This is a genomic window from Variovorax sp. 54 (genome assembly GCF_002754375.1).
GTDB lineage: Bacteria > Pseudomonadota > Gammaproteobacteria > Burkholderiales > Burkholderiaceae_C > Variovorax.
The window spans coordinates 194,116-220,997 of the sequence record NZ_PEFF01000001.1 but is presented as its reverse complement, the minus strand read 5'-3'; the positions used below and the strand labels follow the sequence as shown (position 1 = coordinate 220,997).

25 protein-coding genes and 1 tRNA gene are annotated in these 26,882 nt (G+C 68.0%); 20 read left to right on the top strand and 6 right to left on the bottom strand.

Translation table 11 applies throughout. The annotated features are described in order from the left end of the window. The first annotated feature begins 49 nt into the window (after positions 1 to 49). The 3 genes from macA to CLU95_RS01010 are packed head-to-tail and all read left to right on the top strand — an operon-like array spanning position 50 to position 4,570. Positions 50 to 1,210, top strand: coding sequence for a macrolide transporter subunit MacA (gene macA / locus CLU95_RS01020; protein WP_099789539.1), 1,161 nt, complete (start codon positions 50 to 52; stop codon positions 1,208 to 1,210). Then, positions 1,207 to 3,189, top strand: a complete 1,983-nt coding sequence (gene macB, locus CLU95_RS01015) for a macrolide ABC transporter ATP-binding protein/permease MacB (protein ID WP_099789536.1) — start codon at positions 1,207 to 1,209, stop codon at positions 3,187 to 3,189. Before macA ends, macB begins: the two co-directional genes overlap by 4 nt. Then, positions 3,182 to 4,570 carry an efflux transporter outer membrane subunit gene (locus CLU95_RS01010; protein ID WP_099789533.1) on the top strand — a complete coding sequence of 463 codons (1,389 nt, stop codon included), beginning with the start codon at positions 3,182 to 3,184 and terminating at the stop codon, positions 4,568 to 4,570. The genes macB and CLU95_RS01010 overlap by 8 nt, the downstream gene beginning before the upstream one ends. A gap of 241 nt (positions 4,571 to 4,811) precedes the next feature. On the opposite strand, the gene CLU95_RS01005 is transcribed toward CLU95_RS01010, so the two are convergent. The 4 genes from CLU95_RS01005 to CLU95_RS00990 are packed head-to-tail and all read right to left on the bottom strand — an operon-like array spanning position 4,812 to position 8,226. Continuing rightward, positions 4,812 to 5,591 (bottom strand): glycosyltransferase family 2 protein, encoded by a 780-nt coding sequence (locus CLU95_RS01005; RefSeq protein WP_099789530.1) that lies wholly within the window; start codon positions 5,589 to 5,591, stop codon positions 4,812 to 4,814. After that, entirely contained in the window at positions 5,555 to 6,352 is a 798-nt protein-coding gene (locus CLU95_RS01000; RefSeq protein WP_099789527.1) for a lysophospholipid acyltransferase family protein, read from the bottom strand. The genes CLU95_RS01005 and CLU95_RS01000 overlap by 37 nt, the downstream gene beginning before the upstream one ends. Before the next feature lie 39 nt (positions 6,353 to 6,391). Beyond that, the gene (locus tag CLU95_RS00995; protein ID WP_099789524.1) at positions 6,392 to 7,432 is read right to left on the bottom strand and encodes a chorismate transformation enzyme, FkbO/Hyg5 family; all 1,041 of its coding nucleotides are present in this window, start codon (positions 7,430 to 7,432) and stop codon (positions 6,392 to 6,394) included. Positions 7,433 to 7,434: 2 nt separating this feature from the next. Further along, on the bottom strand, positions 7,435 to 8,226 hold the full coding sequence (locus CLU95_RS00990; protein WP_099789521.1) for a class I SAM-dependent methyltransferase: 792 nt from the start codon (positions 8,224 to 8,226) through the stop codon (positions 7,435 to 7,437). A 118-nt stretch (positions 8,227 to 8,344) separates the two neighbouring features. On the opposite strand from CLU95_RS00990, the gene CLU95_RS00985 reads away from it, so the two are divergent. Genes CLU95_RS00985 through rng form a run of 8 tightly spaced genes read left to right on the top strand, consistent with a single transcriptional unit; the run spans position 8,345 to position 15,303 of the window. Next, a complete protein-coding gene (locus CLU95_RS00985) occupies positions 8,345 to 9,070 on the top strand; it encodes a YebC/PmpR family DNA-binding transcriptional regulator (protein ID WP_099789518.1) in 726 nt (241 codons plus the stop codon). 43 nt (positions 9,071 to 9,113) lie between these two features. Beyond that, complete coding sequence (gene purD / locus CLU95_RS00980) at positions 9,114 to 10,412, top strand: phosphoribosylamine--glycine ligase (RefSeq protein WP_099789516.1); 1,299 nt, start codon at positions 9,114 to 9,116, stop codon at positions 10,410 to 10,412. Further along, the gene (gene hemF, locus CLU95_RS00975; RefSeq protein ID WP_099789513.1) at positions 10,412 to 11,332 is read left to right on the top strand and encodes an oxygen-dependent coproporphyrinogen oxidase; all 921 of its coding nucleotides are present in this window, start codon (positions 10,412 to 10,414) and stop codon (positions 11,330 to 11,332) included. Before purD ends, hemF begins: the two co-directional genes overlap by 1 nt. Then, on the top strand, positions 11,329 to 11,961 hold the full coding sequence (gene nadD, locus CLU95_RS00970) for a nicotinate (nicotinamide) nucleotide adenylyltransferase (RefSeq protein ID WP_099789510.1): 633 nt from the start codon (positions 11,329 to 11,331) through the stop codon (positions 11,959 to 11,961). The genes hemF and nadD overlap by 4 nt, the downstream gene beginning before the upstream one ends. Beyond that, positions 11,961 to 12,653 carry a ribosome silencing factor gene (rsfS, locus tag CLU95_RS00965; RefSeq protein WP_099789507.1) on the top strand — a complete coding sequence of 231 codons (693 nt, stop codon included), beginning with the start codon at positions 11,961 to 11,963 and terminating at the stop codon, positions 12,651 to 12,653. The genes nadD and rsfS overlap by 1 nt, the downstream gene beginning before the upstream one ends. Next, positions 12,650 to 13,117: a 23S rRNA (pseudouridine(1915)-N(3))-methyltransferase RlmH gene (gene rlmH, locus CLU95_RS00960; protein ID WP_062470115.1), complete on the top strand. Its 468-nt coding sequence runs from the start codon at positions 12,650 to 12,652 to the stop codon at positions 13,115 to 13,117. The genes rsfS and rlmH overlap by 4 nt, the downstream gene beginning before the upstream one ends. A gap of 40 nt (positions 13,118 to 13,157) precedes the next feature. Further along, positions 13,158 to 13,769: a Maf family protein gene (locus CLU95_RS00955; RefSeq protein ID WP_099789505.1), complete on the top strand. Its 612-nt coding sequence runs from the start codon at positions 13,158 to 13,160 to the stop codon at positions 13,767 to 13,769. Then, entirely contained in the window at positions 13,741 to 15,303 is a 1,563-nt protein-coding gene (gene rng, locus CLU95_RS00950; protein WP_373669993.1) for a ribonuclease G, read from the top strand. Before CLU95_RS00955 ends, rng begins: the two co-directional genes overlap by 29 nt. Before the next feature lie 6 nt (positions 15,304 to 15,309). Here rng and msbA read toward each other — a convergent pair whose 3' ends face one another. Beyond that, positions 15,310 to 17,094 carry a lipid A export permease/ATP-binding protein MsbA gene (msbA, locus tag CLU95_RS00945; RefSeq protein WP_099789499.1) on the bottom strand — a complete coding sequence of 595 codons (1,785 nt, stop codon included), beginning with the start codon at positions 17,092 to 17,094 and terminating at the stop codon, positions 15,310 to 15,312. Positions 17,095 to 17,347: 253 nt separating this feature from the next. Between msbA and tolB the strand changes: the two genes are divergently transcribed. From tolB to CLU95_RS00920, 5 genes are all read left to right on the top strand, one after another. Beyond that, the gene (gene tolB / locus CLU95_RS00940; RefSeq protein WP_218967419.1) at positions 17,348 to 18,574 is read left to right on the top strand and encodes a Tol-Pal system beta propeller repeat protein TolB; all 1,227 of its coding nucleotides are present in this window, start codon (positions 17,348 to 17,350) and stop codon (positions 18,572 to 18,574) included. Positions 18,575 to 18,610: 36 nt separating this feature from the next. After that, positions 18,611 to 19,129 (top strand): peptidoglycan-associated lipoprotein Pal, encoded by a 519-nt coding sequence (gene pal, locus CLU95_RS00935; RefSeq protein WP_099789493.1) that lies wholly within the window; start codon positions 18,611 to 18,613, stop codon positions 19,127 to 19,129. Beyond that, positions 19,129 to 19,881 carry a tol-pal system protein YbgF gene (gene ybgF, locus CLU95_RS00930; protein ID WP_099789491.1) on the top strand — a complete coding sequence of 251 codons (753 nt, stop codon included), beginning with the start codon at positions 19,129 to 19,131 and terminating at the stop codon, positions 19,879 to 19,881. Before pal ends, ybgF begins: the two co-directional genes overlap by 1 nt. Before the next feature lie 63 nt (positions 19,882 to 19,944). Further along, a complete protein-coding gene (locus CLU95_RS00925) occupies positions 19,945 to 20,763 on the top strand; it encodes a tRNA threonylcarbamoyladenosine dehydratase (RefSeq protein ID WP_099789487.1) in 819 nt (272 codons plus the stop codon). A 51-nt stretch (positions 20,764 to 20,814) separates the two neighbouring features. Then, positions 20,815 to 20,890: transfer RNA gene (locus tag CLU95_RS00920), tRNA-Lys, on the top strand. A gap of 111 nt (positions 20,891 to 21,001) precedes the next feature. On the opposite strand, the gene CLU95_RS00915 is transcribed toward CLU95_RS00920, so the two are convergent. Continuing rightward, positions 21,002 to 21,670: a Crp/Fnr family transcriptional regulator gene (locus CLU95_RS00915; protein WP_099789483.1), complete on the bottom strand. Its 669-nt coding sequence runs from the start codon at positions 21,668 to 21,670 to the stop codon at positions 21,002 to 21,004. Positions 21,671 to 21,765: 95 nt separating this feature from the next. On the opposite strand from CLU95_RS00915, the gene CLU95_RS00910 reads away from it, so the two are divergent. Genes CLU95_RS00910 through CLU95_RS00895 form a run of 4 tightly spaced genes read left to right on the top strand, consistent with a single transcriptional unit; the run spans position 21,766 to position 26,849 of the window. Then, positions 21,766 to 22,299: a thiamine pyrophosphate-binding protein gene (locus tag CLU95_RS00910; protein ID WP_099789480.1), complete on the top strand. Its 534-nt coding sequence runs from the start codon at positions 21,766 to 21,768 to the stop codon at positions 22,297 to 22,299. Positions 22,300 to 22,309: 10 nt separating this feature from the next. Next, complete coding sequence (locus tag CLU95_RS00905; RefSeq protein ID WP_099789477.1) at positions 22,310 to 22,912, top strand: thiamine pyrophosphate-dependent enzyme; 603 nt, start codon at positions 22,310 to 22,312, stop codon at positions 22,910 to 22,912. A gap of 11 nt (positions 22,913 to 22,923) precedes the next feature. Next, positions 22,924 to 24,543 (top strand): GMC family oxidoreductase, encoded by a 1,620-nt coding sequence (locus CLU95_RS00900; protein ID WP_099797054.1) that lies wholly within the window; start codon positions 22,924 to 22,926, stop codon positions 24,541 to 24,543. Beyond that, positions 24,540 to 26,849: an arylsulfatase gene (locus CLU95_RS00895; protein ID WP_099789474.1), complete on the top strand. Its 2,310-nt coding sequence runs from the start codon at positions 24,540 to 24,542 to the stop codon at positions 26,847 to 26,849. Before CLU95_RS00900 ends, CLU95_RS00895 begins: the two co-directional genes overlap by 4 nt. Positions 26,850 to 26,882 lie beyond the last annotated feature (33 nt).

The window sequence follows — 26,882 nt, the reverse complement described above, 5'->3', positions numbered from 1 at the left end:
CGCATCCTTTCCAGGGTCTCATCGCCCGTTTCCACTCCCACTTCACTGCATGCCCACCACTCCTTCGCGACGATCGCGCAAGCTCCTTGTCGGCCTGGCCTTGCTCATCGTGCTGGCCGTCGCGACCTTCTTCTGGTTGAGCCCGCCGAAGAAAAGCGACTACCTCACCGCCACCGTGCAGCGCAGCGACCTCGAGAACGCGGTGCTCGCCACCGGCGTGCTGCAGGCCTTCAAGCAGGTCGAGGTGGGTGCGCAGGTGTCCGGCCAGCTCAAGTCGCTGAAAGTGGTGCTCGGCCAGACGGTGAAGAAGGGCGACTGGCTCGCCGAGATCGATCCCGTCATTTCGCAGAACACCTTGGCGCAGGAGCAGGCCAAGCTCGAGAACCTGCAGGCCCAGAAGCTCGCGAAGGAGGTCCGCGTGAAGCAGGCCGAGCTCACCTGGGCACGCCAGCGCGAAATGCTGGCGCAGGACGCCGCCGCGCGCCAGGACCTGGAAAGCGCCGACACCGAACTGCGTGCGCTGCGCGCCGATGCCGTGTCGCTCGATGCGCAGATCCGCCAGCAGAAGCTGGCCCTGGCCTCGGCGCAGACCAACCTGTCGTACACCCGCATCATGGCGCCCATCGACGGCGACGTGGTGTCGATCAACACGCTCGAAGGCCAGACCGTGGTGGCCTCGTTCCAGGTGCCCACGCTCATGAAGCTGGCCGACCTGTCGACCATGACCGTGAAGGCCCAGGTGTCCGAGGCCGACGTGGTGCGCGTGAAGGCGGGCCTGCCGGTGTACTTCACCATCCTCGGCGACCCCGACACGCGCTACCACGGCACGCTGCGCGCGGTGCAGCCGTCGCCCGAGAAAATCAACAACGCCGTGTTCTTCAACGCGCTGTTCGATGTGCCCAACCCCGAGCGCACGCTGCGTGTCGACATGACGGCGCAGGTCGCCATCATGCTGGGCGAGGCCAAGCAGGCGCTGACCGTGCCGCTCACCGCGCTCGGCGCGCGCGACAAGGACGGCCGCCATGAAGTGCGCGTGCTCCTGCCCGACCAACGCGTGGAAAAGCGGCCGGTGCGCATCGGCATCAGCAACAACTTCCAGGCCCAGGTGCTCGAAGGCCTGAAGGAGGGCGACAACGTCATCACGGGCGACGCCTCGGCACTGGAGAAGACCGACGGCAACGGCGGTGGCAACCGGGGACCGCGCCAGTGACGCAACCGCTCTTGACCCTGCGCGGCATCGGCCGCAGCTTTCCTTCGGGCGAGCAGGAAGTCCAGGTGCTGAAGGACGTCGATCTGGACATCGGCCATGGCGAGATGCTGGCCATCGTCGGCGCCTCGGGCTCGGGCAAGTCAACGCTGATGAACATCCTCGGCTGCCTCGACCGGCCGAGCACCGGCACCTACACCGTGTCGGGCCAGGACGTCGGCACGCTCGACAGCGACGCGCTCGCCGCGCTGCGGCGTGAGCACTTCGGTTTCATCTTCCAGCGCTACCACCTCATGCAGCACCTGACGGCCACCGGCAACGTCGAGGTGCCCGCCGTCTATGCCGGCACCGAGGGCACGGCGCGCGATGCACGGGCGCGGCAGCTGCTGGCGCGCCTGGGTCTCGAAGACCGCACCGAGCACCGGCCGAGCCAGCTCTCGGGCGGCCAGCAGCAGCGCGTGAGCATTGCGCGCGCGCTGATGAACGGCGGGCAGGTCATCCTGGCCGACGAGCCGACCGGCGCACTGGACAGCAAGAGCGGCCACGAGGTCATGGGCATCCTGCGCGAGCTGCATGCACAGGGGCACACGATCATCATCGTGACGCATGACATGCAGGTGGCGCGCTGCACCGAGCGCATCATCGAGATCGCCGACGGCGTGATCGTCGGCGACCGGCCGAACGTGCCGACCGTGGCCGCGCCCGCACACGCGGTCGGCGAGGACGCCCCGGCACCGCCCGCCATGACCCGCCCGACGCTCGGCATTGCGCGCTTCAGCACGGGCTGGGCGCGTTTTTCCGAAGCCTTTCGCATGGCCTGGCGCTCGATGATGGCGCACCGCATGCGCACGGCGCTGACCATGCTGGGCATCATCATCGGCATCACCTCGGTGGTGTCGATCGTGGCCATCGGGGAGGGCGCCAAGCGCTTCGTGCTGGCCGACATCAAGGCCATCGGCACCAGCACGCTCGACATCTATCCGGGCCACGACTTCGGCGACGACAAGGCCGCGAGCATCCGCACGCTGCTGCCCGCCGACCTGCAGGCCATTGCCGCGCAGCCCTACGTGCACAGCGTCACGCCCACCACCATGCGCGGCCTGCGCCTGCGCTACCGCAGCGCCGACGTCAACGGCAACGTGAACGGCGTCAGCGACAACTTCTTCAGCGTGCGCGACATCCAGATGGCCAGCGGCACCGCTTTCAACGCCAACGACGTGCGGCAGCAGTCGCAGGTGGTGGTGATCGACCAGAACACGCGGCGCAAGCTCTTTCCCGAGGGCACCGACCCGATCGGCAAGGTCATCCTCGTGGGCAGCCTGCCGTGCACGGTGATCGGCGTGGCGCAGGAAAAGAAGACCATGTTCAGCGAGAACAAGTCGCTCAACATCTGGCTGCCCTACAGCACCGGCGCCAGCCGCCTGTTCGGCCAGCAGCACTTCGACAACATCACCGTGCGCATCCGCGACGGCCAGCCCACCAAGGCCGCCGAAGAGAGCATCGTGAGGCTGCTCACGCTGCGCCATGGCGGCAAGGATTTTTTCACCTTCAACATGGACAGCATCGTGAAGACCGCCGAGCGCACGAGCCAGTCGCTCACCTTGCTGCTGTCGCTGATCGCGGTGATCTCGCTGGTGGTGGGCGGCATCGGCGTGATGAACATCATGCTGGTGTCGGTGACCGAGCGCACCCGCGAGATCGGCATCCGCATGGCCGTGGGCGCGCGCCAGAGCGACGTGCTGCAGCAGTTCCTGACCGAGGCGGTGCTCGTGTGCCTGGTCGGCGGTTTCATCGGCGTGATGCTGTCGTACGGCATCAGCTTTTTGTTTTCGGTGTTCGTGAAGCAATGGCAAATGATCTTTTCGCTGGGGGCCGTGGCGTCGGCCTTCCTGTGCGCGTCGCTCATCGGCGTGCTGTTCGGCTACCTGCCGGCGCGCAACGCCGCGCGGCTCGACCCCATCGAGGCACTGGCTCGTGAGTAGCGCGCGCCTGACCCTCGGGACGCTCGCCATCGCGCTGGCGCTTAGCGGCTGCACGCTGTTCCAACCGGAGCGGCGCGAACAACGGCCGCTCGGCGTGCCGCAGGCGTGGCAGCAGCAACTGCCCCTGCCGCAGAACGCGGCGGCCGTGCCGCAGGCCCGCTGGTGGACCGCCTTCCACGACGCGCGGCTCGATACCCTGATCGACAGCGTCCTGCGCACCAACAACAACCTGGCTGCCGCCGGCATCCGCGTGCAACGGGCGCAGCTGCAGGCCGGCCTGGCGAACACCAACCTCACGCCGGGCGTGACGGGGCAACTGGGCACCCAACGCAGCTTCGACCTGAAGCGCGGCGGCGTTGCCGCTTCGAGCGCGAGATCCTTGCTGAGCCTGAGCTACGAAGTTGACCTGTGGGGCCGCCTGTCGGCGCAGCGCAGCGTTGCCGACTGGGAGCTGCAGGCCACCCAGTCCGACCGCGAGGCCACGGCGCTGGCGCTGGTGGGCACCACGGCCGGGCTGTATTGGCAGACCGGCTACCTGAACCACCGCATCGCACTGAGCGAAGCCGGCATGGCCGATGCGCGGCGCATCCAGGCGCTGGTGCAAGCCAAGTACGCGGCGGGTGCCGTGTCCGGCCTCGACGTCGCGCAGGCCGGCCAGAACCTCGCGAGCCAGGAGGCGGCGCACACGCAGCTGCTGCAACAGCGCGTCGAAGCGCGCAACGCGCTGGCCATCCTGTTCGACATGCCGCCCGACGCCCCGAGGGACGAGCCCTCCCAACTGCCGGACACCGCCTTGCCCGTGATCGATGCCGGACTGCCCGCCAACCTGCTGGGCCGCCGGCCCGACCTGCGCGCTGCGGAGCAGCGCCTGCGGTCCTCGCTCGCGAACGTCGATGCCACGCGCACCAGCTTCTATCCGGTGCTGAGCCTCACGGGTTCGCTGGGCGCGGGGAGCAATGCATTGGGCGAGGTGCTGAAGAACCCGGTCGCGACCCTCGGTGCCGGCCTGGTGCTGCCTTTCCTGCAATGGAACACCGCGCGGCTGACCGTCGCCGTATCGCAGACGCGTTACGAAGAAGCGGTCGTCGGGTTCCGCCAGTCGCTGTACACCGCGCTGTCCGAGGTGGAAAACACGCTGTCGTCGCGAACCCAGCTGCAGGACGAAAGCGTGAAGCTGGCCCTGGCGCTGCAACAGGCGCAACGCGCCGAGGCCTTGTCGGAAGTGCGCTATCGCGCCGGCGCTACCGCGCTGCAGCCCGTGCTCGACGCCAAGGACAAGCGCCGCGCTGCGGAGGTCTCGCTGGCGCAGAACCGTCTGAACCAGCTCAACGCAACGATGACGCTCTACAAGGCACTGGGCGGAGGCGCGATCGTCGAGTAGCAGAAGAAGGACAGGGGGCTTTCACGCCACGGCAGGTGCCCGGCAGGCGGTGCGGTGTGGGCGGCCCCTCTGTGCCGCCGAGGAGCGCAGCGTTTCGCGGATCAGGGCTCGCAGCTGTTTGAGCCGCAGGCGAGTTCTGCGAGACCCCGTGAAACGCGAGCACCGCAGGGCAGCCGCGAAGCGGCCGGCACAGTGGGGCCGACCGCGCCGTACCGCCTGTCGGGCGCCCCTCAAAAAGAGGCTAGGCCTGAAATGGCGGCGCCCCCCGCAATTTGCGAAAGAGCAACCCAGGCAACCGCAAAACAAACTCCACCATCAACCGCGTGTGCATCCAAGTCAGCAGCACATTGTCCCGCCCATAGCGAAAGTGCGACACCCCGCCTTCCTCCGCCGTCAGGTATTTCACAGGCGCATCGATGTTCACCGGCTTCACCCCGCGCCAGGCCAGCCGCACGACCGCCTCGGTATCGAAGTCGAAGCGCCGCATCCACGGTTGCCGCGCCATCACAGCGATCAGGTCGACCACCGGGTACACGCGAAAACCGTAGAGAGAATCTCCGACACCCGCGAACAGCGTCTCGAGCTGCGTCCAGCCGTTGGACACCCGCCGCCCGCGCACCCGCAGCAGCGGCGCGCTGGCGTCGAACACCGGTCGGCCCAGCACCATCGTCTCGGGCCGCGCCAGCGAGGCGTTCATGAAAGAGGGGATCAGGTCCGCCGGATGCTGCCCGTCGGAATCCATCGTGAGTGCATGCGTGAAGCCCGCTTCTTTCGCTGCCCGCAAGCCGTGCAGCACCGCCGAGCCCTTGCCCTGGTTCTGCGGCAGCACCCACACGCGCAGGCCCGGATCGCCGGCCGCCATCTGCTGCAGCCGCTCGCCCGTGCCGTCGTCGCTGCCGTCGATCACCACCCACACCGGGTTCCATTGGGCTCGCGCGGCGGCGACTGTCGAGAACAGGCGCTCGCCCGTGTTGTAGCTGGGAATCAGGACAAGGTGGGTGCGCGAGGCGTCTGCTGGCATTCGGGGGACGCGTCGGTGGCGCGCTGCTCCATGTGTTGACGGAAATAGTGTTCCAGCTCGACCTGCAACGCATCGCTGTCCTGCGTCGGCGCAAAGCGCTTGCCCAGCCGCAGCGTGAAGACGATGGGCAGCGGTGGCACGCGCCACAGCGGCCAGCCCTTGCCCAGGTAGGGCGAGTCGGTGTCGATGAACACGGTCTGGATCGGCGCCTGCGCCAGCTTGGCGATCAGCGTGGTGCCGGGACGGAAGGGGTTGAGCGGCGGCGTCACCGTGCGCGTGCCTTCAGGGAAGATCACGAGCTGGCCGCCCTGGCGCAGGTCGTTGACCGCCAGGCGCACCATGGTGCGGGCCGACTTGTTGCTGATGTAGCGCGCCAGCCGGGCCCCCGCGCCGAGGAAGATGTTGCCCATCAGCTCGGCCTTCATGATGCAGGCGCTGCGCGGCAGCCGCGCCACCAGCAGCAGCGCGTCGAGCATGGTCGGATGGTTGGCCACGAAGATCACGCCGGGTTCGTTGCGCATCGGGTCCAGGCACGAGGCGTCGATGCGCATCATGCCGGTGACGGACGCGAGCCACCAGAACATCCGGTAGGCAAAGGCGATGGTCATGCGGCCCAGCGTGCGCGCCGGTGCGGCCGGCATCACCGGGTACAGCAGCATGGCGGCGAAGTTCCAGACCAGCGAGATCAGGCCGAGGAAGAGCAGCAGCGCGTAGAGCATCAGCGCGAGCGGGATCGACGTGAGAAAACGCAGCACGTTCATGAATGGTGGTGTCGGTCGGACGGGCGGACGGCGGGCCGCTCAGGCGGCCTGCAGCCGGCCGGCGGCGACCGTGTGGGCCTCGATCTCGACCAGCAGATCGCTGCGGCAGATGTCGGCTTCCAGGTACACCGCGTGGCGGGCCATCGGCGCGGGGGCGCCGATCGCGGATTCGATTACCTCGCGCACGGCGTCGGTGTCCGACGGATGCCGCACGTACACCACGCAATCGAGCGCATCGAGCGAGAAGCGCGCCGTGGTCTGCGCATGGGCGGAGGCGATCACGGCCTCGAGATTGCGCAGCGTTTCGCGGGCCTGCTCACGCACGTCGCCGTGGTGCACGGTCTCGTGGCCGACGATGCTCGCCGTGCCTGAGATGAAGAGCGCGACCTGGCCGTCACCGATGTCCGCCAGCGCAGCGCGCGAGAAGGTCGGCGAGCGCGGGCCGTAGGTTTCGGGATAGCGGTAGGCCGACACCTGCCGCGGGTTCTCGACCGGCAGCGGCGCGGCGCGTCCCGCGAGAAAACGGATCGACAGCGCGCCCTGGCGGATGCCCAGCGCGCAGGCGGCCGGGGCGCCCTCGAAGGCGGCGCGGCCGGCTTCGAAGAAGGCCTCTTGCCGGCCCAGGTTGAATTGACGGTAGCGTTCGAGCCCGCCGCCGTCAGCGTTGATGCGCGGCAGGTAGTTCCAGATGCGCTGCAGGTGCGGCGTGCCGGCCTGGTCGAGCGTGCGGAACAGGTCGCGGTAGGCGCGCTGCGACAGCTCGGTCAGGCTCTGGCCTTCCACGGCTTCATCGAGGTCGATGGCGCCCAGCAGCCAGTGCCCGTCGGTGCGCCAGCGCGCGATGCCGGTGGTGCCCGACCGGACCTGGGTTCCGTCGCCCACGTGCCACACGTCGGCCATCGCGCCTTGCGGCGACAGCACGCGCGCGTTGACCGTGGGCATCCAGGCGACACCGTGCGGCGTGCCGTAGCCGAGCGCGGCAAAGGGTGCATGGCTGTGCGTGGCCAGCGCGAGGCTGTCCGGCAGCGAGAGGCGCTCCACGCGCAGGGGGGAATGAAGGTGGTCGTCGGGCGCGCGCACGTTCAGCGAACCTTGTCGGCGGTGGATTCGGGTTTGCGGCCGGTGTAGGCAGAGAAGACCCCGAGGCTTGCGTAGCGGCGCACCTCGCCGAAGCCGGCGGTGCCCAGCGCCTGCATGACGCGCTCGGGCGGGATGCAGGCCTCGATGGTGTCCCAGTAGTAGCGCCACAGCTCCGAGGTGTCGCTGCGGCGGCCGACCACGCGGGCGATCAGCGGCACCACGGCGCGCATGTAGCCCTTGAGCAGCGCGGTGGCGATGCGGCCTTCGGGCTTGGTGATCTCGAGTACCACCACGCGGCCGCCGGGGCGCAGCACGCGGTGGAATTCGGAAAAGGCGGCGGCCACGTCGCTGATGTGGCGCATGGCGTAGCCCATGCTCACGAAATCGCAGCTGGCGTCGGGGCGGGGCAGGGCCTCGGCCACGCCTTGGATCAGTTCGACGCCGGGCAGCCGGACCTGGCCCATCATTCCCACGCTGGGGTCGACGCCTGTGAGTTTGCCGGTGGGGCCGATGATCTTCAGGGCCTCGCGGGCGACGAGCCCGGTGCCGATGCCCACGTCGAGCACCTGCGCGCCCGCCGCGAGGCCGGCCTGCTTCAGCGCGTCGCGCCGGTACGCGGGGCCGGTGCCGAAGGCCAGCACGGCTTCGATGCGGTCGTAGTCCGCGGCCGTGCTGTCGAAGATGCGCCGCAGGAACGCCTGGTGCTCCGCTTCGGTGTTGTAGTACAGCGGCAGCGGGGCGTGCGGCGGCAGGGCGTCGGGATTTCCCGTACCGGCAATAGGCGATGGCGTCATCGAACAATTATCACCAAAAGGTCCGGGCGGAAATCCCGGGCGCCGGGGGAGCGTTGTGTGCGCCGGACAGTAAACTCCACACTTGCTTTGAAAACACACGACAGCGAGAGAGATAGCCATGGCCGGACACAGCAAGTGGGCAAATATTCAGCACCGCAAGGGCCGCCAGGACGAGAAACGGGGCAAGCTCTGGACCCGTGCCATCCGTGAAATCACGGTGGCGGCACGCGCCGGCGGCGCTGACCTCAGCGCCAACCCCCGGCTGCGGCTGGCGGTCGAAAAAGCCAAGGCGGTCAACCTGCCCATCGATACCGTCAAGCGCAACATCGACAAGGCCACGGGCAACCTCGAAGGCGTCAATTACGAAGAAATTCGTTACGAAGGGTACGGCATCGGCGGCGCGGCGATCATCGTCGACACCATGACCGACAACCGCGTGCGCACCGTGGCCGAAGTGCGCCACGCCTTCTCCAAGTACGGCGGCAACATGGGCACCGAAGGCTCGGTGGCCTTCCAGTTCAAGCACTGCGGCCAGATCATCTTTGCGCCCGGCACCAGCGAGGACAAGGTCATGGAAGTGGCCCTCGAAGCCGGCGCCGAAGACGTGATCACTGACGACGACGGCGCCATCGAGGTGCTCACCGCCGTCGGCGACTTCGAGGCCGTGAAAAACGCGCTCGAAGCCGCGGGCCTGAAGCCCGATGCCGCCGAAATCACGATGCGCGCCGAGAACACCGTGGACGTGACCGGCGAAGACGCCGCCAAGATGCAGAAGCTCCTCGACGTGCTCGAGGACCTGGACGACGTGCAGGACGTTTATCACAACGCCGCACTGTCCGACTGAGCGAATGAATGATGGAACCACAGCGACAAACGAAAGCCCGCGAATGAAGGTACTGGTGATTGGAGGAGGGGGCCGCGAGCACGCATTGGCGTGGCGGCTGGCGCAGGGCAACCGGGTCAGCCGCGTCTACGTGGCGCCCGGCAACGGCGGCACCGTGAGCGACGAACGCTACGACTGCATCGACATCACCGAACCCGCCGCGCTGCGCGAGTGGGCGATGGCCGAGAAAATCGCGCTGACCGTGGTCGGCCCCGAGGGGCCGCTGGCGGCCGGCGTGGTGGACGAGTTCCGCGCGCATGGCCTGCGCATCTTCGGCCCGACGCAGGCGGCTGCGCAGCTCGAAAGCTCCAAGGCCTTCTCGAAGGCCTTCATGAAGCGCCACAAGATCCCGACGGCCGAGTACGAGGCCTTCACCGACGCCGCTGCGGCCCATGCGTACATCGACGCCAAGGGCGCACCGATCGTCGTCAAGGCCGACGGCCTGGCCGCCGGCAAGGGCGTGGTGGTTGCCATGACCGCGCAGGAAGCGCACGAAGCCGTCGACTTCATGCTGGTCGACAACAAGTTCGGCGTGTCGCACAACGAAGGCGGCGCGCGCGTCGTCATCGAAGAGTTTTTGCAGGGCGAAGAAGCCAGCTTCATCGTGATGTGCGACGGCAAGAACGTCGCCGCGCTCGCCACCAGCCAGGACCACAAGCGACTGCTCGACGGCGACGAAGGCCCGAACACCGGCGGCATGGGTGCGTACTCGCCCGCACCTGTGGTCACGGCCGAGGTGCATGCGCGCGCCATGCGCGAGATCATCCTGCCGACCATCCGCGGTATGGAAAAGGACGGCATTCCGTTCACCGGCTTCCTCTACGCCGGTCTCATGATCGACGCGGCCGGCCAACCCAAGACGCTCGAATTCAATTGCCGCATGGGCGACCCCGAGACGCAGCCGATCATGATGCGGCTCAAGTCCGACCTGTTCGAGGTGTTCTGGCACGCCACCGATGGCACGCTCGACCAGGTCGAGCTGCAGTGGGACCGGCGCGTCGCGCTTGGCGTGGTGATGGCCGCGCACGGCTACCCGCTGTCGCCGCGCAAGGGCGACCGCATCAGCGGCATTCCGGCCGAAGCGCCCGATGCCGTGGTGTTCCACGCGGGCACCACGCTGGAAAACGGCGAACTCAAGACCAGCGGCGGCCGCGTGCTCTGCGTGACCGTGCTGGCCGACAGCGTCAAGCAGGCGCAGCAGCGCGCCTACGAGGTCGCGGCGCGCGTGCAGTTCGACGGTGCGCAGTACCGCAGGGACATCGGCTACCGCGCGCTGAACGCGCGCAACGCGCCCCAATCCTGATGCCAGCCACCCAGCCGAAGGCGGTCGGCGACTACCTGCGCGGACTGCAGCAATCGATCATCTCGGCGGTCGAGGCGGCGGACGGCGGCAGCGCGGTGCGCGACGCCTGGCAGAAAGAACCCGGCGAGCCGCTGCAGGGCAACGGCCTGACCTGCATCCTCGAGGGCGGCGCGCTGTTCGAGCGTGCCGGCGTCGGCTTCTCGCAGGTGCGCGGCGCCAAGCTGCCGCCTTCGGCCACGCAGAACCGCCCCGAGCTGTCGGGCGCGCCGTTCGAGGCCATGGGCGTGTCGCTGGTGTTCCATCCGCGCAACCCCTACGTGCCGATCGTCCACATGAACGTGCGCATGCTGGCCGCGCAACCCGCCGGCGGCGGCGAACCGGTGTGCTGGTTCGGCGGCGGCATGGACCTCACGCCGTGCTATGGCTTCGAAGACGACGCGGTGCACTTTCACACCGCGTGCCGCGACGCGCTCGCACCCTTCGGCGCTGACAAGTACCCGCGCTTCAAGACCTGGTGCGACGAGTATTTCTTTCTGAAGCATCGCAACGAACAGCGCGGCATCGGCGGCATCTTTTTCGACGACTTTGCCGAGGGCGGCATGGAGAACGGCTTTGCGCTGATGCGCTCGGTCGGCGATGCCTTCCTGCAGGCCTACCTGCCGATCGTCGAGCGCCGCCGCGGCATGCCGTACGGCGAGCGCGAACGCGAATTCCAGCTGTACCGGCGCGGGCGCTATGTCGAGTTCAACCTCGTGTGGGACCGCGGCACGCACTTCGGCCTGCAGTCGGGCGGACGCACCGAATCGATCCTGCTGTCGATGCCACCGCTTGCGAGCTGGGCCTATTGGCAACAGCCCGAAGCGGGCAGCCCCGAAGCCGCGCTGTACAGCGACTTCATCGTGCGCCGGGACTGGGTGTGAGCCCCTCCGGTTCCGCTTTGCGCATCGGCGTCTTCGGCGGGGCCTTCGACCCGCCGCACAACGCCCACGTCGCCCTGGCCGAAGCGGCATTGGCGCAACTCGATCTGACGGAGCTGCACGTCATTCCCACGGGGCAGGCCTGGCACAAGCGCCGCACGCTCACGCCGAAGGAAGATCGCCTCGCGATGGCGCAACTGGCCTTCGGTGGCCTGACGGGCAAGGTCGTCATCGACAGCCGCGAAGTGTTGCGCGACGGCCCGACCTACACGCTCGACACGCTGCATGAATTGCAGAAAGAACAGCCCGGCGCACAGCTCGTTCTGGTGATGGGCGCCGACCAGGCAGCTGCCTTGCCGACCTGGCACGGCTGGCAGGATATACTCGGCATTGCTATCGTTTCTGTAGCGTATCGCGCACTATCGACGGGTGACGTCACTCGTTTTGATCCGAAACAGCTGCCCGGCCTCCCGGCTGGCGCGCGTTTCGAGGCGCTTGAACTGCCTGCCGCCATGGACACCAGCGCCACCGATATTCGGCGGCGTGTGGCGTCGGGTGTGGACATTTCCTCGCTGGTTCCGCCCACGGTTGCACGCTATATTGACCAACACCACCTCTACCGTTCTGCCTGATGACCACTGAAGCCGCCGCCAAAAAAGACATCCAAAAACTCCAGCGAGCCATCATCGATGGTCTCGAAGACGTCAAGGCGCAGGACATCCAGGTATTCGACACGGAGCACCTCTCGCCGCTGTTCGAGCGCGTGATCGTGGCGTCGGGCACCTCCAACCGCCAGACCAAGGCGCTCGCTTCGAGCGTGCGCGATGCCGTGCGCGAGGCCGGCTTTGCCAAGCCGCGCACCGAGGGCGAGGAAAACGGCGAGTGGATCATCGTGGACTGCGGCGCGGCCGTGGCGCACATCATGCAGCCCGCCATCCGCCAGTACTACCACCTCGAAGAGATCTGGGGCGACAAGCCGGTGCGCGCCAAGCTCGGCGCCACCAAGCCCGCGCTGGCCACCGCGTCGTCCGTCAAGGGCGCCGAAGAGAAGAAGGCGCCCGCCGCCAAGACGCCGAGCCTGCGCCGTTCGAGCGCCGCCAAGACCGCAATCCGCGCGGCCGAGCAGGAAGCCAAGGCCGCCAAGGCCCCGGCAAAGCGCGCCCCTTCGAAGACCGCGGGCAAGACCGTCGCCAAGAAGGCGCCTGCGAAGAAGTCCGCCACGGGCACCGCACGCGTGCCGGTGAAGGTCGTCGGCAAGCCGGCGGCCAAGAAGGTCGCGGCAAAGAAGGCGCCGGCCAAGAAGGCACCCGCCCGCCGCGCATGAAGCTGCTGGTGGTCGCCGTCGGGCAGCGCATGCCCGACTGGGCGCAGACTGCCTGGGACGACTACGCCAAGCGCTTCCCGCCCGAGCTCAAGCTCGAGCTGCGCGCCGTCAAGACCGAGCCGCGCGGCTCCAAGACACTCGAGACGCTGTATGCCGCCGAGCGCGAGCGCATCGAGGGCGCCATCGCCCGCGGCATGCGCATCGTCGTGCTCGACGAGCGCGGCACCGCACTCACCACCAAGGCGCTGGCCACACGACTGCAGACCTGGCAGGTCGAGGGCGACGATGTCGCGTTGGTCATCGGCGGCCCCGACGGGCTCGACCCGGCCTTCAAGGCCGCGGCGCACGAACGCATCCGCCTGTCCGACCTGACCCTGCCGCATGCCATGGCGCGCGTGCTGCTGGTCGAACAGCTCTATCGGGCGTGGTCGGTCAACGCGGGCCATCCGTACCACCGGGAATGACCACGGGGCCGGCGGTGGGGCCCTCCACGGAGACCTGAACTTGCCTGACTTCATTTACCTCGCGTCGCAAAGCCCGCGCCGCGCCCAATTGCTCGGCCAGCTCGGCGTGCGCCACGAACTGCTGCTGGCCGGCCCGGACGAAGACGCCGAGGCGCTCGAAGCCTTGCTGCCGAACGAGTCACCCACCGCCTACGTGCAGCGCGTCACCGCCCTCAAGCTCGATGCGGCCGTCGCGCGCCGCAAGCGCCTCGGCCTCGCCGATGCGCCCGTGCTCTGCGCCGACACCACGGTCGCGCTCGGCCGTACCATCCTCGGCAAGCCCGAGGACGCACGCGATGCCGAGCGCATGCTCGCGCACCTGTCCGGCGCCACGCACCGCGTGCTCACCGCTGTCGCGCTGCAACACGGCCGTCGTCGCCATGCGGCGCTGAGCGTGTCGCGCGTGCGCTTCGCCACACTCACGCAGAAGCAGATCGCGGCGTATGCCGCCAGCGGCGAGCCGCTCGGCAAGGCCGGCGCCTATGCCATTCAAGGCGCGGCGGCTGCGTTCGTCGAGCACATCAGCGGCTCCTATTCGGGCATCATGGGACTTCCCATGTTCGAGACCGCGCAGCTGCTCCGTGATGCGCGTCTGGCCGGTTTCAATACTTAAGAATTCCATGCAAGACATCCTGATCAACTGGTCTCCGCAAGAGACCCGTGTGGCGCTGGTCGAGCACGGCGCGGTGCAAGAGCTGCACGTCGAGCGCACGCTCGAGCGCGGGCTGGTCGGCAACATCTACCTGGGCAAGGTCTCGCGCGTGCTGCCGGGCATGCAGTCGGCCTTCATCGACATCGGCCTGGAGCGCACCGCCTTCCTGCACGTGGCCGACATCGTCTCGCCGTTCACGCCGGGCTCGCGCCCGAGCGCCACGCCGCCCGAGCGCGACCACCGCAACGGCGGGCCGATGGTGCCCATCGAGAAGCAGGTGTTCGAAGGCCAGTCGCTGCTGGTGCAGGTCATCAAGGACCCGATCGGCACCAAGGGTGCGCGGCTGTCCACGCAGATCAGCATTGCGGGCCGGCTGCTGGTGTTCCTGCCGCAGGACAACCACATCGGCGTGTCGCAGAAGATCCCGCCCGACCAGCGCGAGTCGCTGCGCAACCGCATGCTGGCGCTCATCGAAGCGGCTGCGGCTGCCGAGAGCGGCGGCGTGGTGCCCGTGAACACGGGCGGCTTCATCCTGCGTACCAACGGCGAAGACGCCGCCGACGCCGAGCTGGCCGAAGACATCGCCTACCTGCGCAAGACCTGGACGCGCATCCGCGAGGCCTCGGGCCGGATGCCGGCCATGTCGCTGCTGCACCAGGACCTGAGCCTGCTGCAGCGCGTGCTGCGCGACATGACGAGCGAAGACACGCAGACCATCCGCATCGACTCGCGCGAACAGTTCGAGGTGCTGCTCAAGTTCGGCCTCGAATTCATGCCGCAGGCGGCCGGCAAGCTGCAGCACTACAAGGGCGAGCGGCCGATCTTCGACCTGTATTCGGTGGACGAGGAGATTGCGAAAGCGCTGGGTCGGCGCGTCGATTTGAAGTCGGGCGGCTACCTCGTGGTCGACCAGACCGAGGCGCTGACCACGGTCGACGTGAACACTGGCGGCTTTGTCGGTGCGCGCAACTTCGACGACACCATCTTCAAGACCAACCTCGAGGCGGCGCAGGCGATTGCGCGGCAGCTGCGGCTGCGCAACCTGGGCGGCATCGTCATCGTCGACTTCATCGACATGGCGCGCGACGACCACCGCGAGCAGGTGCTCGCCGAGTTCCGCAAGCAGCTCGCACGCGACCGCGTGAAGACCACGGCCGGCGGCTTCTCGCAGCTCGGCCTCGTCGAGATGACGCGCAAGCGCACGCGCGAATCGCTGGCCCACATGCTGTGCGAGCCCTGCGTGGCCTGCAGCGGGCAGGGCATCGTGAAGACTGCACGCAGCGTGGCCTACGACGTGATGCGCGAGATCTTGCGCGAGGCGCGGCAGTTCACGCCGCGCGAGTTCCGCATCGTGTCGTCGCCGCAAGTCATCGAGCTGTTTCTCGATGAGGAGAGCCAGCACCTCGCGGGGCTGAGCGACTTCATCGGCAAGCCGATTTCGCTGCAGTCGGAGCCCGCGATCGGGCAGGGGCAGTACGACATCGTGCTGCTGTAGCGTGCGTCAGAGCGTCGGGTCTTGCCCCGGCGCCGCGCTGCGCACCGCCAGCGTCTGCAGACGCGCATAGAGCCCGTCGCGTGCCATGAGCTGCTCGTGGCTGCCTTGCTCGGCGATGCGGCCTTGCTCCATCACGATGATGCGATCCGCGTGCTGGATGGTCGACAGGCGGTGCGCCACGATCAGCGTGGTGCGGCCCTGCATCAGGCGCTGCAGGGCGTCCTGCACCAGCCGTTCCGATTCGGTGTCGAGCGCCGACGTGGCTTCGTCGAGCAGCAGCACGGGCGCGTTCTTGTAGAGCGCGCGAGCAATCGCCAGCCGCTGGCGCTGGCCGCCCGACAGCTGCGTGGCGTTGTGGCCGAGCACGGTCTCGATGCCCTGGGGCAGCGTCTCGACATGCGCGCTCAGGTTGGCTGCCTCGAGGCACTCCTGCACGCGCGCGAGGTCGATGTCGCCGCCGAGTGCCACGTTGGCGGCGAGCGTGTCGTTGAGCATCACCACGTCCTGGCTCACCATCGCGAACTGGGCGCGCAGGCTCTTGAGCTGCCATTCGCTGGTGTCGTGGCCGTCGAGGAGCACCTGGCCGCCGCTGGGCTGCACGAAGCGCGGCAGCAGGTTGACCAGCGTGGTCTTGCCCGAGCCCGACGGCCCGACAAAAGCCACCACCTGGCCCGGCTCGATGACGAGGTTCACGCCGTCCAGGGCGCGCAGCCCGTCTTCGCCGCGGTAGCTGACTTCGACATTGCGCAACTCGATGTGGCCCTTCGCGTGCTCGACGCGGTAGTCGCCCTGCGATTCCGGTGCCACCTCGTCGATGAGGATCAGCCCGCGCTCGAGCGCAGCCAGGCCGCGCGTGATGGGCCCGGCCACTTCGGCGAGGCGGCGGATCGGCGCGATCAGCATCAGCATGGCCGTGATGTAGGCGACGAAGCCGCCCACCGTGAAGCCCTGCTTGCCGCTTTGCCAGAGGGCGATCATCACCACGATCGACAGCGCCAGCGAGGCCATCATCTGCGTCAGCGGCGTGGTGGCGGCCTGGGCGATGGTGGACTTCACGGCCAGGCGGTTCAGGCGCTGGCTCAACTGCTCGAAGCGGCGCTCCTGCGCCTGCTCGGCGCCGTGCAGCCGCACCACGCGGTGGGCCAGCACGTTTTCCTCGACCACGTAGGCCAGCTCGTCGGTGGCCTGTTGGCCTTGCTGCGTGAGCTTGTACAGGCGCTTGGAGAACACCTTCATGATCCAGGAGATGCTGGGCACCAGGAAGGCGACGATGAGCGTGAGCTTCCAGTTCAGGTAGACCAGGTAGCCCAGCAGCGCGATCAGCGTGAAGCCGTCGCGCGACAGCCCGAGCAGCGCCTGCACCAGCAGCATGGCGCCGGTCTGCACCTCGTACACCACCGTGTTCGACAGCGCACTGGCCGATTGCCGGGCGAACAGCGCCAGCTCGGCGCCGAGCAGCCGCTCGAACAGCACGCGGCGCAATTTCTGCATGCCTTCGTTGGCGATGCGCGAGAGCGCGTACTGCGAAATGAACTGGGCGATGCCGCGCACCGCGAACAGCAGCAGCACGGCGGCCGGAATGAACCACAGCGGCATCTCGCCGCGCGTGAAGCCCCGGTCGAGCAGCGGCTTGAGCAGGGCGGCCATGAGCGGCTCGGTGAGGGCGGCCAGCAGGGCGCCGATCAGCCCCACGGCCCACCATTGGCGCGAACTGCCGAACCAGGTCATGAGTCGCGCCAGCCGGCGCATGAGGGGAGGTCGGGCGCTCTCGCTGCCGGGGGATGCTTGCATATGGCGGCGGATTTTACGGGGCGGCTCCGGCCGTCTTTTGGAGGGGCTGTAGGACCATTTCGCCGGATAAACGTTTTGTGACGGCGGGTTCAACCCAGTGTGTAACATGTGGCCCGTGAAACGCCGGGGAGAAACTTTTTACCCGGAAACCTCTCCGAACCGCATGAACAAGCCGTTGCCAGATCTTTCCCCAACTCCTTCTTCATCGTTGATTGCGCGCCGCAGCCTCATCGCGGCCCTTGCTGCCTCTCCCATGCTTCCCGCCATGGCCCAGTTCCGGGTCGAAGTGTCGGGCGTGGGGCTGACGCAGCTGCCGATCGCGCTCGTGCCTTTCAAGGGGCAGGACGCCTCGCCGCAGAAGATTTCCGACATCGTCCAGGCCGACCTGGAGCGCAGCGGCCAGTTCCGCGGCGTGGATGCCTCGGGCCAGGCGCTCGACGAATCCTCGCGCCCCGACCTCGCCCTGTGGCGCCAGCGCACCGCCGACTCGCTCGTGGTGGGCAGCGTCACCAGGCTGGCCGACGGCCGCTACGACGTGCGCTTCCGCCTGTGGGACGTGGTCAAAGACCGCGACCTCGGCGGCCAGAGCTACACCGTGCCGCAGGGTGATCTGCGCCTGGCAGCGCACCGCATTGCCGACTACGTCTATGAGAAGCTGACCGGCGACAAGGGCATTTTCTCGACCCGCATCGCCTATGTCACCAAGGGCGGCAGCCGCTATTCGCTGTGGGTGGCCGATGCCGACGGCGAGAACGCGCAAGCCGCGCTGGCCAGCCCCGAGCCGATCATCTCGCCCTGCTGGTCGTCCAACGGCCAGCAACTGGCGTATGTGTCCTTCGAGTCGCGCAAGCCCGTGGTCTACGTGCACAACGTGGCCAGCGGCCAGCGCCGGCTGCTCGCCAATTTCAAGGGCTCCAACAGCGCCCCGGCCTGGGCACCCGACGGCGGCTCGCTGGCCGTCACGCTCAGCCGCGACGGCGGCTCGCAGCTGTTCACCATTCCGGCCAGCGGCGGCGAGCCGCGCCGCCTCACCCAGAGCTCGAGCATCGACACCGAGCCGGTGTATTCGGCCGACGGCAGCACGATCTACTTCGTGAGCGACCGCGGCGGCGCGCCCCAGATCTACAAGATGAGCGCCAGCGGCGGCAACCCGACGCGGGTCACCTTCAGCGGCACCTACAACATTTCTCCGTCTGTCAGCGGCGATGGCCGGTGGTTGGCCTACATCTCGCGGGTCGGTGGTGCGTTCAAACTCCACGTGATGGAGTTGGCCAGCGGCAATGTCGCCGCGATCACCGACACCACGGCCGATGAGAGCCCGAGCTTCGCACCCAATAGCAAGCTGATCGTCTATGCCACGCACCTGCAAGGTCGCGAGGCGCTCATGACGACCACGCTGGACGGAAAAATCAAAGCCCGCCTGGCGGGCCAGGCGGGAGACATCCGCGAACCGGACTGGGGTCCGTTTCAAAAGCAATAAACATTGACCAGATAAATTTACTTGAGGAGTTCGCACATGTTGAAACGCACCATCTATTCGCTCGCCATCGTGGCGCTCATCGCCGGTTGCTCGTCGGGCACCAAGCTCAACGAAACGCCGGTCACCGACCGCACCGGCACGGCCGGCGGCCAGCAAGGCGGCGCGACCGCCGTGGCACCCGTGACCATCGACCCCAATGCCAACACGGCGCAAGGTCCGGTCGGCGTGGCACGCATCGTGTACTTCGACTACGACAGCTACACGGTCAAGCCCGAGTTCCAGTCGGTCATCGACGGCCATGCGCGCTTCCTCAAGGGCGCCACGCAACGTCGCATCTCGATCGAAGGCCACACCGACGAGCGCGGCGGCCGCGAGTACAACCTGGCCCTCGGCCAGAAGCGTTCCGAAGCCGTGCGCCGTGCGCTCACGCTGCTGGGCGTGAACGACAGCCAGATCGAAGCCGTGAGCTTCGGCAAGGAAAAGCCTGCTGCTCAAGGCTCGGGTGAAGAAGTGTGGGCGCAGAACCGCCGCGCTGAAATCCGCTACACCCGGTGATGCAACCACGTGCCCTGTGGCGAGGCGCGGCCCTCGCCGCCGCCTTGCTCTGCGCGTCGGCCGGCTCGCAGGCTGCGCTGTTCGAGGACGACGAGGCCCGCAAGGCCATCCTCGACCTGCGCCAGCGTGTCGAAGCCATGCGCCAGCAGACCGACCAGCGCCTGGCCGATGAAAACGGCCAGCTGCGTCGCAGCCTGCTCGACCTGCAAAGCCAGATCGAGCAGATGCGCGGTGAACTGGCACGCATGACCGGCCAGAACGAGCAGCTCACGCGCACGCTGAGCGACATGCAGTCGCGCCAGACCACGATCGACGACAAGCTCAAGCAGAACGAGCCTTCCAAGGTCTCGATCGATGGCCGCGAGTTCAACGCCGATCCGAAGGAAAAGGCCGACTTCGAAGCGGCCCTGGGCATCTTCCGCGCGGGCCAGTTCGCGCAGGCCCAGACTGCCTTCGCCGAGTTCGTGAAGCGCTACCCGCAAAGCGGCTACAACGCGTCCGCGCTGTTCTGGCTCGGCAATGCGCAGTACGCCACGCGCAACTACAACGAAGCCATCGCCAATTTCCGTTCGATGCTCTCGCTCGCACCCGACCACGCCAAGGCGCCCGAAGCCGTGCTGTCGATTGCGAACTGCCAGATCGAGCTGAAGGACACGCGCGCCGCACGCCGCACGCTGGAAGACCTGGCCAAGGCCTACCCGCAGTCGGAAGCCGCACAGGCCGGCCGCGAGCGTCTGTCGCGCCTGCGTTGAAGCAATGACCGTTTCAGCGGAGCTTTCCGCTTGAGCGCTTCGCCCGAAGCCTCGTCCCTCCCCATGGCCGCCGCGGATGTCCTCATCGACACCGCGGCGCCTGACTTTGCGCGCCGCTTCGGCGGCCTCGAGCGCCTGTACGGTGTGGCCGGTGCCGCGCGCATCCGCCATGCCCATGTGCTGGTCGTCGGCATCGGCGGCGTGGGCTCGTGGGCGGTCGAGGCGCTGGCGCGCAGCGGGGTCGGGCGCCTCACGCTCATCGACCTCGACCACGTGTCGGAGTCGAACATCAACCGCCAGATCCACGCGCTTGACTCCACCGTGGGGCAGGCCAAGGTCGAGGCCATGCGCGAACGCATCGCGCAGATCAACCCCGAGTGCCAGGTGCTCGCCATCGACGAGTTCGTCGAGCCCGACAACTGGGCCTCGCTGCTCGAAACCGCGCAAGCCACTCATGGGCCCGTTCACGCGGTCATCGATGCCTGCGACCAGGTGAAGGCCAAGCTCGCCATGGCCGCATGGGCGCGCACGGTGTCGCGCAGCACCGCATTCATCACCGTTGGTGCGGCGGGCGGCAAGCGGCAGGCGCACAAGGTCGACATCGACGACCTGTCGCTCGTCACCCACGACCCATTGCTGGCCCAGCTTCGCCAGCGGCTGCGCAAGCTGCACGGCGCACCGCGCGAAGGCCGCAAGATCGGCGTGGCCTGCGTGTTCAGCCGCGAGAGCGTGGCGCCGCCCGATGCGTCCTGCCAGATCGATTCGGGCGACGGTTCGCTCAACTGCCACGGCTACGGATCGGTGGTCAGCGTGACCGCCACCTTCGGTCAATGTGCGGCAGGATGGGTGCTCGACGAAATTGCGCGAAACACCACGCTATAATCCAAGGCTTTGCCGGATTCAACGTCGGCAAGAAGCAAGAAAAATGGTTCCGGGACGTTAGCTCAGTTGGTAGAGCAGCGGACTTTTAATCCGTTGGTCACTGGTTCGAATCCAGTACGTCCTACCAAGCCTTTTCTTGGCTACCAGCTACTAGACAGGCCGCTATTTTCAGGAATAGCGGCTTTTCTTTTTTCTGCGGCTCCAGCGCGCCCCTGCCGCAGTTCTGAGCCCGGGAGTGCTAGCTCCCTGCAATCGCCTGCAGCTGACCGGCATCGAGAATCTCGATGTCGCCACGCGAGATGGCGATCGCGCCGCTGCGTTCGAGCTTCTTCAGCTCGAGATTGACGCTCTGGCGCGACGCGCCCAGCATTTCCGCGAGTGCGGCCTGGGTCAGGTGGATGCGCTGCTCCGACGACCGATCCAGCAACAGCCGCACCACGCGCACGTGCAGCGGCAGCAGCGACAGCCCCGCGAGCACTTCGTAGTTGTGGCGCGCCCGCTGGCACATCAGCAGGAGCATCTGCATCGCCAGCGCCGGCTGTGCCTCCATCGTCGACAGGATGGCATCGCGCGGCACGACGACGATGCTGCTCGCGCCGCGCGCGCACGCGTCGTGAATGAGCGTCGAACCGTCGAGCAGCGGAATCAGCCCGAACACCTGCCCCTTGCCGAGCAGGCTCGTGGTGTGCCGCTTGCCCTGCACATTGGTCATGCTGAGTTCGAGCGTGCCGCTCGCGACGACGACGAGGTGGGACGTCTGCGTGCCGCGCGAGCCGACGGCTTGTCGGTCGACCAGGTGCTGCAGGTGCGAGGCGTCGGCCAGGCACTCGACCGCGGCGTCTCCGCTGGCGCGCAGCCACGGCACGGCGGCCAGGGCCTGCACGAGCGGTTCGGCGCGCGCCTTCATTGCGCGTAAACCCGAGCCGCGGACGTCGGGTACCCGACAGACGAAAAAAGTGCGGCTGCCCACACTACACGGCACCCGAACACCAGAGATACAACATGCACGCTTCTGTCTCCCATCCGATCCCCGCAAGTGCCGCCGTGGCCGCCTTGCAGCGCTGCGCCGTGCGGCATGTGGTCACGGTCCCCGACTGGGTCCAGCTCTCGCTTCATTCGCACCTGGATGCGTCCGAAGCCGGCATCGATATCGCCAATTGCAGCAACGAAAACCAGTGCCTGACACTGGCGGCGGGATTGTACATAGCGGGTTCTCGCGCCCTCGTGGTGATGCAGAACCAGGGCTTCTACAACTGCATCAACACGTTGCGCGCCGTCGGACTCGACGCGCAGATTCCGCTGGTGCTCATGGTCGGCCAGTTCGGCCGCGAGTTCGACAACTTCGACAAGCCCAGCACGCAGTCGCGCCGCACCATGGTGCGCCTGCTCGAGCCCATGCTGCAGACGCTCGACATTCCGTTCCATCGCCTCGACGGCGAGGACGACCTGCGCTGCATCGATGCCGCGTTCGAAGCGTCCGAGGCGCGCGGCGGCCCCGTCGTGCTGATCGTCGGCGCGCCCATGGCCTGGCACTGAGGAGACACACATGAGCATGCCAATGATCGAAGCCTGCCGCGTCATCGCACAAGGCCGCGAAGACGCCGTCATCGTCTCCACCATGGGAGCGATGTTCCTGTTCGATGCGCTGGAGGTGCGCCAAGGGCGCGTCGACTCGGTGCCGCTGATGGGCGGCGCCGCCTGCCTGGGGCTGGGCCTGGCCATGGCGCGGCCCGACCGCCGGGTGATCGTCGTCGACGGCGATGCGAGCCTGCTGATGGAGCTGGGCGGCCTGGTGAGCGTTGCAAGCCAGCGCCCGCACAACCTGCTGCATGTGGTGCTGCGCAACGGCACGCAGTTCACCGGGCTGGCCAACCTGAAGGCGCCCGTCGAGGGCTGCGACTTTGCCGCGCATGCCCTTGCGGCTGGCTACGCGCACGCCGAGCGTTTCGACAACGCCGCCGAGTGGGCCACCGGCTTTGCCCGCCTGAAGGACCTGCCGGGTCCGTGCTTCGCCGAGCTGCAGGTCGAGCCCTTGCCCTCGCGCCTGGCCGCAGGCGGCGTGCAGACGGAAATTCCCGACCTCCAGTTCTCGCGCATGGGCGACGGCGCACGCGCATTGCGGGCCTGGCTGCAGGCGTCTGCCTCGTGAGCGCACCGACCATGCAGACCGAAGACTTCGACTACATCGTGGTGGGCGCCGGCTCGTCCGGTGCGGCGCTGGCGCACCGCCTGGCGCAGCGCCCACAGACAAGCGTGCTCCTGCTCGAAGCGGGGAAGCCGCGGCAGAACGACTTCTGGGTGCGCACGCCGCTGGGCATCGCGAAGCTGCTCACCAACCCGGACTACGTGTGGCCCTTCCAGACCGCACCGCAGGCGGGGCTGGGCAACCAGCGCATCTACTGGCCGCGCGGCCGGCTGCCCGGCGGCTCCAGCTCCGTCAACGGCATGATCTACGTGCGCGGCGAACCGCGCGAGTTCGACCACTGGCGCGACCTCGGCAACCCGGGCTGGGGCTACGCCGACCTGCTGCCGTACTTCAAGCGCATGGAGTCCTATGCGGGCGGCGACGAGAGCCAACGCGGACGCACCGGCCCCATCGGCGTGACCAGCCTGGCCAACGATCCGCAGCCGCTGGGCGGCGCGTTCGTGAAGGCCTGCGTGGAGGCGGGCATTCCCGCCACGCCGGACTACAACGGCGGCGCCTACGAAGGCGTTTCCTACCTGCAGCTGAACACCGCGAACGGGCGCCGTTGCGGCACGGCGCGCGGCTACCTGGGCGACAGCCGGCCGGCCTCGCTCGATCTGCGCACCGAAGCGGTCGCGCTGGGCATCGTGCTCGAGAACCGCCGCGCCGTGGGCATCGACTACCTGCACGGCGGCGTGAAGCGCCGGGCCCGCGCACGAGCCGAGGTGATCCTCAGCGCCGGGCCGATCAAGTCGCCGCAGCTGCTCGAACTCTCGGGCATCGGCGATGGCGACCGGCTGCAGGCGCTGGGCATCGACGTGGCGCATCACGCACCCGGCGTGGGCGAGAACCTCATCGATCACCTGCAGGCGCGCATCACTTTCGAATGCAGCCAGCGCGTCACGCTGAACGAGGTGGTGAGCAGCCCGCTGCGCCAGGGCCTGATGGGCGCGCGCTACCTGCTGACCGGGCGCGGCATGATGGCCACGCCCTCGGCCACGGCGCATGCGCTGGCCCGCGCCGATGCACGCGACGAGCGCCCGACGGTGAAGATCCAGATGCACCACATCACCGGCAAGGACCGTTACTCGCGCAGCAAGGGCGCGGGCACCGATCCGTTTCCGGGCTTCGGCATCGGCCTGTTCCAGCTGCGTCCGCAGTCGCGCGGCGAGGTGCATGCCGTCACCCGCTCCGCCACCGACGACCCGGCGATGGACCCGCGCTACCTGAGCGACCCCGCCGATATCGAGGCCATGCTCAAGGCGCTGCGGCTGGCGCGCCGCGTGGCCCGCCAGCCCGCGCTCGCGGCCTACGTGAAGCGCGAGACGCGCCCGGGCCTGAACATCGAGTCGGACGACGAACTGCTGGCCTACATCCGCGGCTGCGGCCAGACCTCGTGGCACCCCATCGGCACTTGCAAGATGGGCAACGACCCCCTGGCCGTGGTCGATGCCAGCCTGCGGGTGCGCGGCGTGCAGGGCCTGCGCGTCGTCGACTCTTCGATCATGCCGACGATGCCTTCATCGAACACCAATGCCGCGTCGATCGCCATCGGCGAGAAGGCGGCCGACCTCATCCTGGAGAAGCACCCATGACCCACGCACACGACACGAACGACCTGCTGCGCAGCGCCGACCCCGGCCGCGACCACGGCGCCACCATCGGCAAGACCCTGGGCACTTCCAAGCCCTGGTGGCGGCCTGAGAAGAAGGCGCCCGCCGGTGCGCCCAACGTGGTGGTCATCCTGCTGGACGACCTCGGTTTCTCGGACTTCGGTTGCTTCGGCAGCGAGATCCGCACGCCGCACATCGACGCCCTGGCCGCACACGGCCTGCGCTTCACGGGCTACACCACGGTGCCGATGTGCACGCCGGCACGCGCGGCGATGATGACGGGCAAGAACCCGCATTCGGTCGGCTGCGGCTGGCTCACCCACAACAACCCCGGTTACCCGGGCTACCAGGCCGGCGAGATCAGCCTCGACGCGCCCACGCTGCCCGAGCTGCTGCGCGAGGCGGGCTACGCCACCTACGCGGTCGGCAAGTGGCACAACACGGCCGACTACCACGTGAGCTCCGCCGCAACGCGCACCGCATGGCCGCTGCAGCGCGGCTTCGATCACTTCTACGGCTTCCTCGGCGCCGAGACGCACTTCTTCTCGCCGGGCCAGCTCATCGAAGGCAACGACGTCGCCGACATCGACGAGCTGCCCAAGGACTACTACTGCACCGACGACTGGACCGACCGCAGCATCAAGTACCTGCGCTCGCACCGCAGCGCTGCGCCCGACAAGCCCTTCCTTCTGTACCTCGCGCACAACGCGCCGCACGTGCCGCTGCACGCGAAGCCCGAAGACATCGCGGCCTACGACGGCGTGTACGCAGAAGGCTGGGACGCCACGCGCAAGCAGCGCTTCGCGCGCCAGGTCGCATCGGGCCTGGTGCCGCCGGACTGGCAACTGTCCCCCGAAAGCCCGGGCGTGAAGCCGTGGGCCGACGTGCCTGACGAACAGAAGCCCGTGATGTCGCAGTACATGCAGATATACGCGGCCATGGTGCAGAACATCGACCGCAGCATCGGCCGCCTGGTGGACGAGCTCAAGCAGCTGGGTGTGTACGACAACACGCTGATCGTGCTCACCTCGGACAACGGCGCGTCGTCGATCGGCGGGCTGGAAGGCGCGGCCAACATCTACGAGAAGCGCGTCACGCGCACCGAAGACCCGCAGCTGGCGCACTCGCTTTACCTCGACGGCCGCCTCGGCGGGCCCGACTCGTTCCCCGCCTACCCGGCAGGATGGGCCAACGCCTCGAACACGCCGTTCCGCTTCTACAAGCGCACGCCCATGAACGGTGGCATCCGCGTGCCGTTCATTGCGAGCTGGCCGAACAAGGTGCCCGACCCCGGCGCGATCCGCCGCCAGTGGATTCACGTGAGCGACCTGGTGCCGACCTTGCTCGACGTGCTGGGCACCGACTACCCGCAGGCCTTCAACGGCTACCGCACGCGCGGCCTGGACGGCGTGAGCTTCAAGGGCATGCTGGCCGACCCCGCCCATCCGTCTGCCCGCGAGCGGCAGCACTTCGAACTCGAAGGCAACCGGGGCTACATCAGCGGGCGCTGGAAGATCGTGTCGCTGCAACCGCCGGGCACGCCCATCGCGCTCGACCAGTGGCTGCTGTTCGACCTGCAGGCCGACCCGACCGAATGCAACGACCTCGCGGCGCACGAGCCGCAGAAGCTGCGCGAACTCATCGAGGCCTTCGAGCGCGATGCCGAGGCCAACTACGTCTACCCGCTGGACAACCGCGACAACCGGCGCGTGCTGGGCCTGCCGCCGTTCCTGGAAGAAGAGAGCGCGCGTGTGCGCACCTTCTACCCCGGCACCGGCACCGCGTCGCCCATCGTGATCGCGGCGCTCATCGCCGACCGCGACTACCGCATCGACTGCGAATTCGAATGCACGGGAGAGGACACCGGCGTGCTCTACGCCATCGGCGACAACATGAACGGCCTTGCAGCCTTCGTGCTCGATGGGCAGCTGCACGTGGCCTTCACGGCGGGTGCATCCGTGCAGCGCTCGGTGGCCATCGCGCTGGGCGCGGGCACGCACCGCTTCACGCTCGAACACCGGGCGCTCGGCGCGCGCCGGGGCGAGGGCACGCTCGTGCTCGACGGCCAGCGCCACAACCTGCACCTCGACATGACGCCGACCTTCCTGCGCCTGGGCGGCGAGGGCGTCGACGTCGGCCTCGACCGCAAGCGCAAGGTGAGCCGCCTCTACGAAGGGCGGGGCACCTTCGCGTTCACCGGCCGCATCGCGCGGGTCTGGGTGACGCCGGGCGCGCAGGCTCCCGACAGCATCGCCAACCGGCCGGAAGCGCAGGCCCAGCTCGACTGACCACCGCCCTCACACGAAGAACGAAGGAAGGAT

Coding starts and splice junctions, on each gene's coding strand:
- CLU95_RS01005 (WP_099789530.1), bottom strand. CDS start 5,591: ATGCCAGCAGACGCCTCGCGCACCCACCTTGTCCTGATTCCCAGCTAC.
- msbA (WP_099789499.1), bottom strand. CDS start 17,094: ATGCAAGCATCCCCCGGCAGCGAGAGCGCCCGACCTCCCCTCATGCGC.
- CLU95_RS00990 (WP_099789521.1), bottom strand. CDS start 8,226: ATGACGCCATCGCCTATTGCCGGTACGGGAAATCCCGACGCCCTGCCG.
- rng (WP_373669993.1), top strand. CDS start 13,741: ATGCGCGTCTGGCCGGTTTCAATACTTAAGAATTCCATGCAAGACATC.
- CLU95_RS00910 (WP_099789480.1), top strand. CDS start 21,766: ATGCACGCTTCTGTCTCCCATCCGATCCCCGCAAGTGCCGCCGTGGCC.
- CLU95_RS00915 (WP_099789483.1), bottom strand. CDS start 21,670: ATGAAGGCGCGCGCCGAACCGCTCGTGCAGGCCCTGGCCGCCGTGCCG.
- CLU95_RS00895 (WP_099789474.1), top strand. CDS start 24,540: ATGACCCACGCACACGACACGAACGACCTGCTGCGCAGCGCCGACCCC.
- macA (WP_099789539.1), top strand. CDS start 50: ATGCCCACCACTCCTTCGCGACGATCGCGCAAGCTCCTTGTCGGCCTG.
- CLU95_RS01000 (WP_099789527.1), bottom strand. CDS start 6,352: ATGAACGTGCTGCGTTTTCTCACGTCGATCCCGCTCGCGCTGATGCTC.
- pal (WP_099789493.1), top strand. CDS start 18,611: ATGTTGAAACGCACCATCTATTCGCTCGCCATCGTGGCGCTCATCGCC.
- rsfS (WP_099789507.1), top strand. CDS start 11,961: ATGACCACTGAAGCCGCCGCCAAAAAAGACATCCAAAAACTCCAGCGA.
- ybgF (WP_099789491.1), top strand. CDS start 19,129: ATGCAACCACGTGCCCTGTGGCGAGGCGCGGCCCTCGCCGCCGCCTTG.
- CLU95_RS00985 (WP_099789518.1), top strand. CDS start 8,345: ATGGCCGGACACAGCAAGTGGGCAAATATTCAGCACCGCAAGGGCCGC.
- hemF (WP_099789513.1), top strand. CDS start 10,412: ATGCCAGCCACCCAGCCGAAGGCGGTCGGCGACTACCTGCGCGGACTG.
- rlmH (WP_062470115.1), top strand. CDS start 12,650: ATGAAGCTGCTGGTGGTCGCCGTCGGGCAGCGCATGCCCGACTGGGCG.
- CLU95_RS00925 (WP_099789487.1), top strand. CDS start 19,945: ATGGCCGCCGCGGATGTCCTCATCGACACCGCGGCGCCTGACTTTGCG.
- CLU95_RS00900 (WP_099797054.1), top strand. CDS start 22,924: ATGCAGACCGAAGACTTCGACTACATCGTGGTGGGCGCCGGCTCGTCC.
- purD (WP_099789516.1), top strand. CDS start 9,114: ATGAAGGTACTGGTGATTGGAGGAGGGGGCCGCGAGCACGCATTGGCG.
- tolB (WP_218967419.1), top strand. CDS start 17,348: ATGCTTCCCGCCATGGCCCAGTTCCGGGTCGAAGTGTCGGGCGTGGGG.
- CLU95_RS00905 (WP_099789477.1), top strand. CDS start 22,310: ATGAGCATGCCAATGATCGAAGCCTGCCGCGTCATCGCACAAGGCCGC.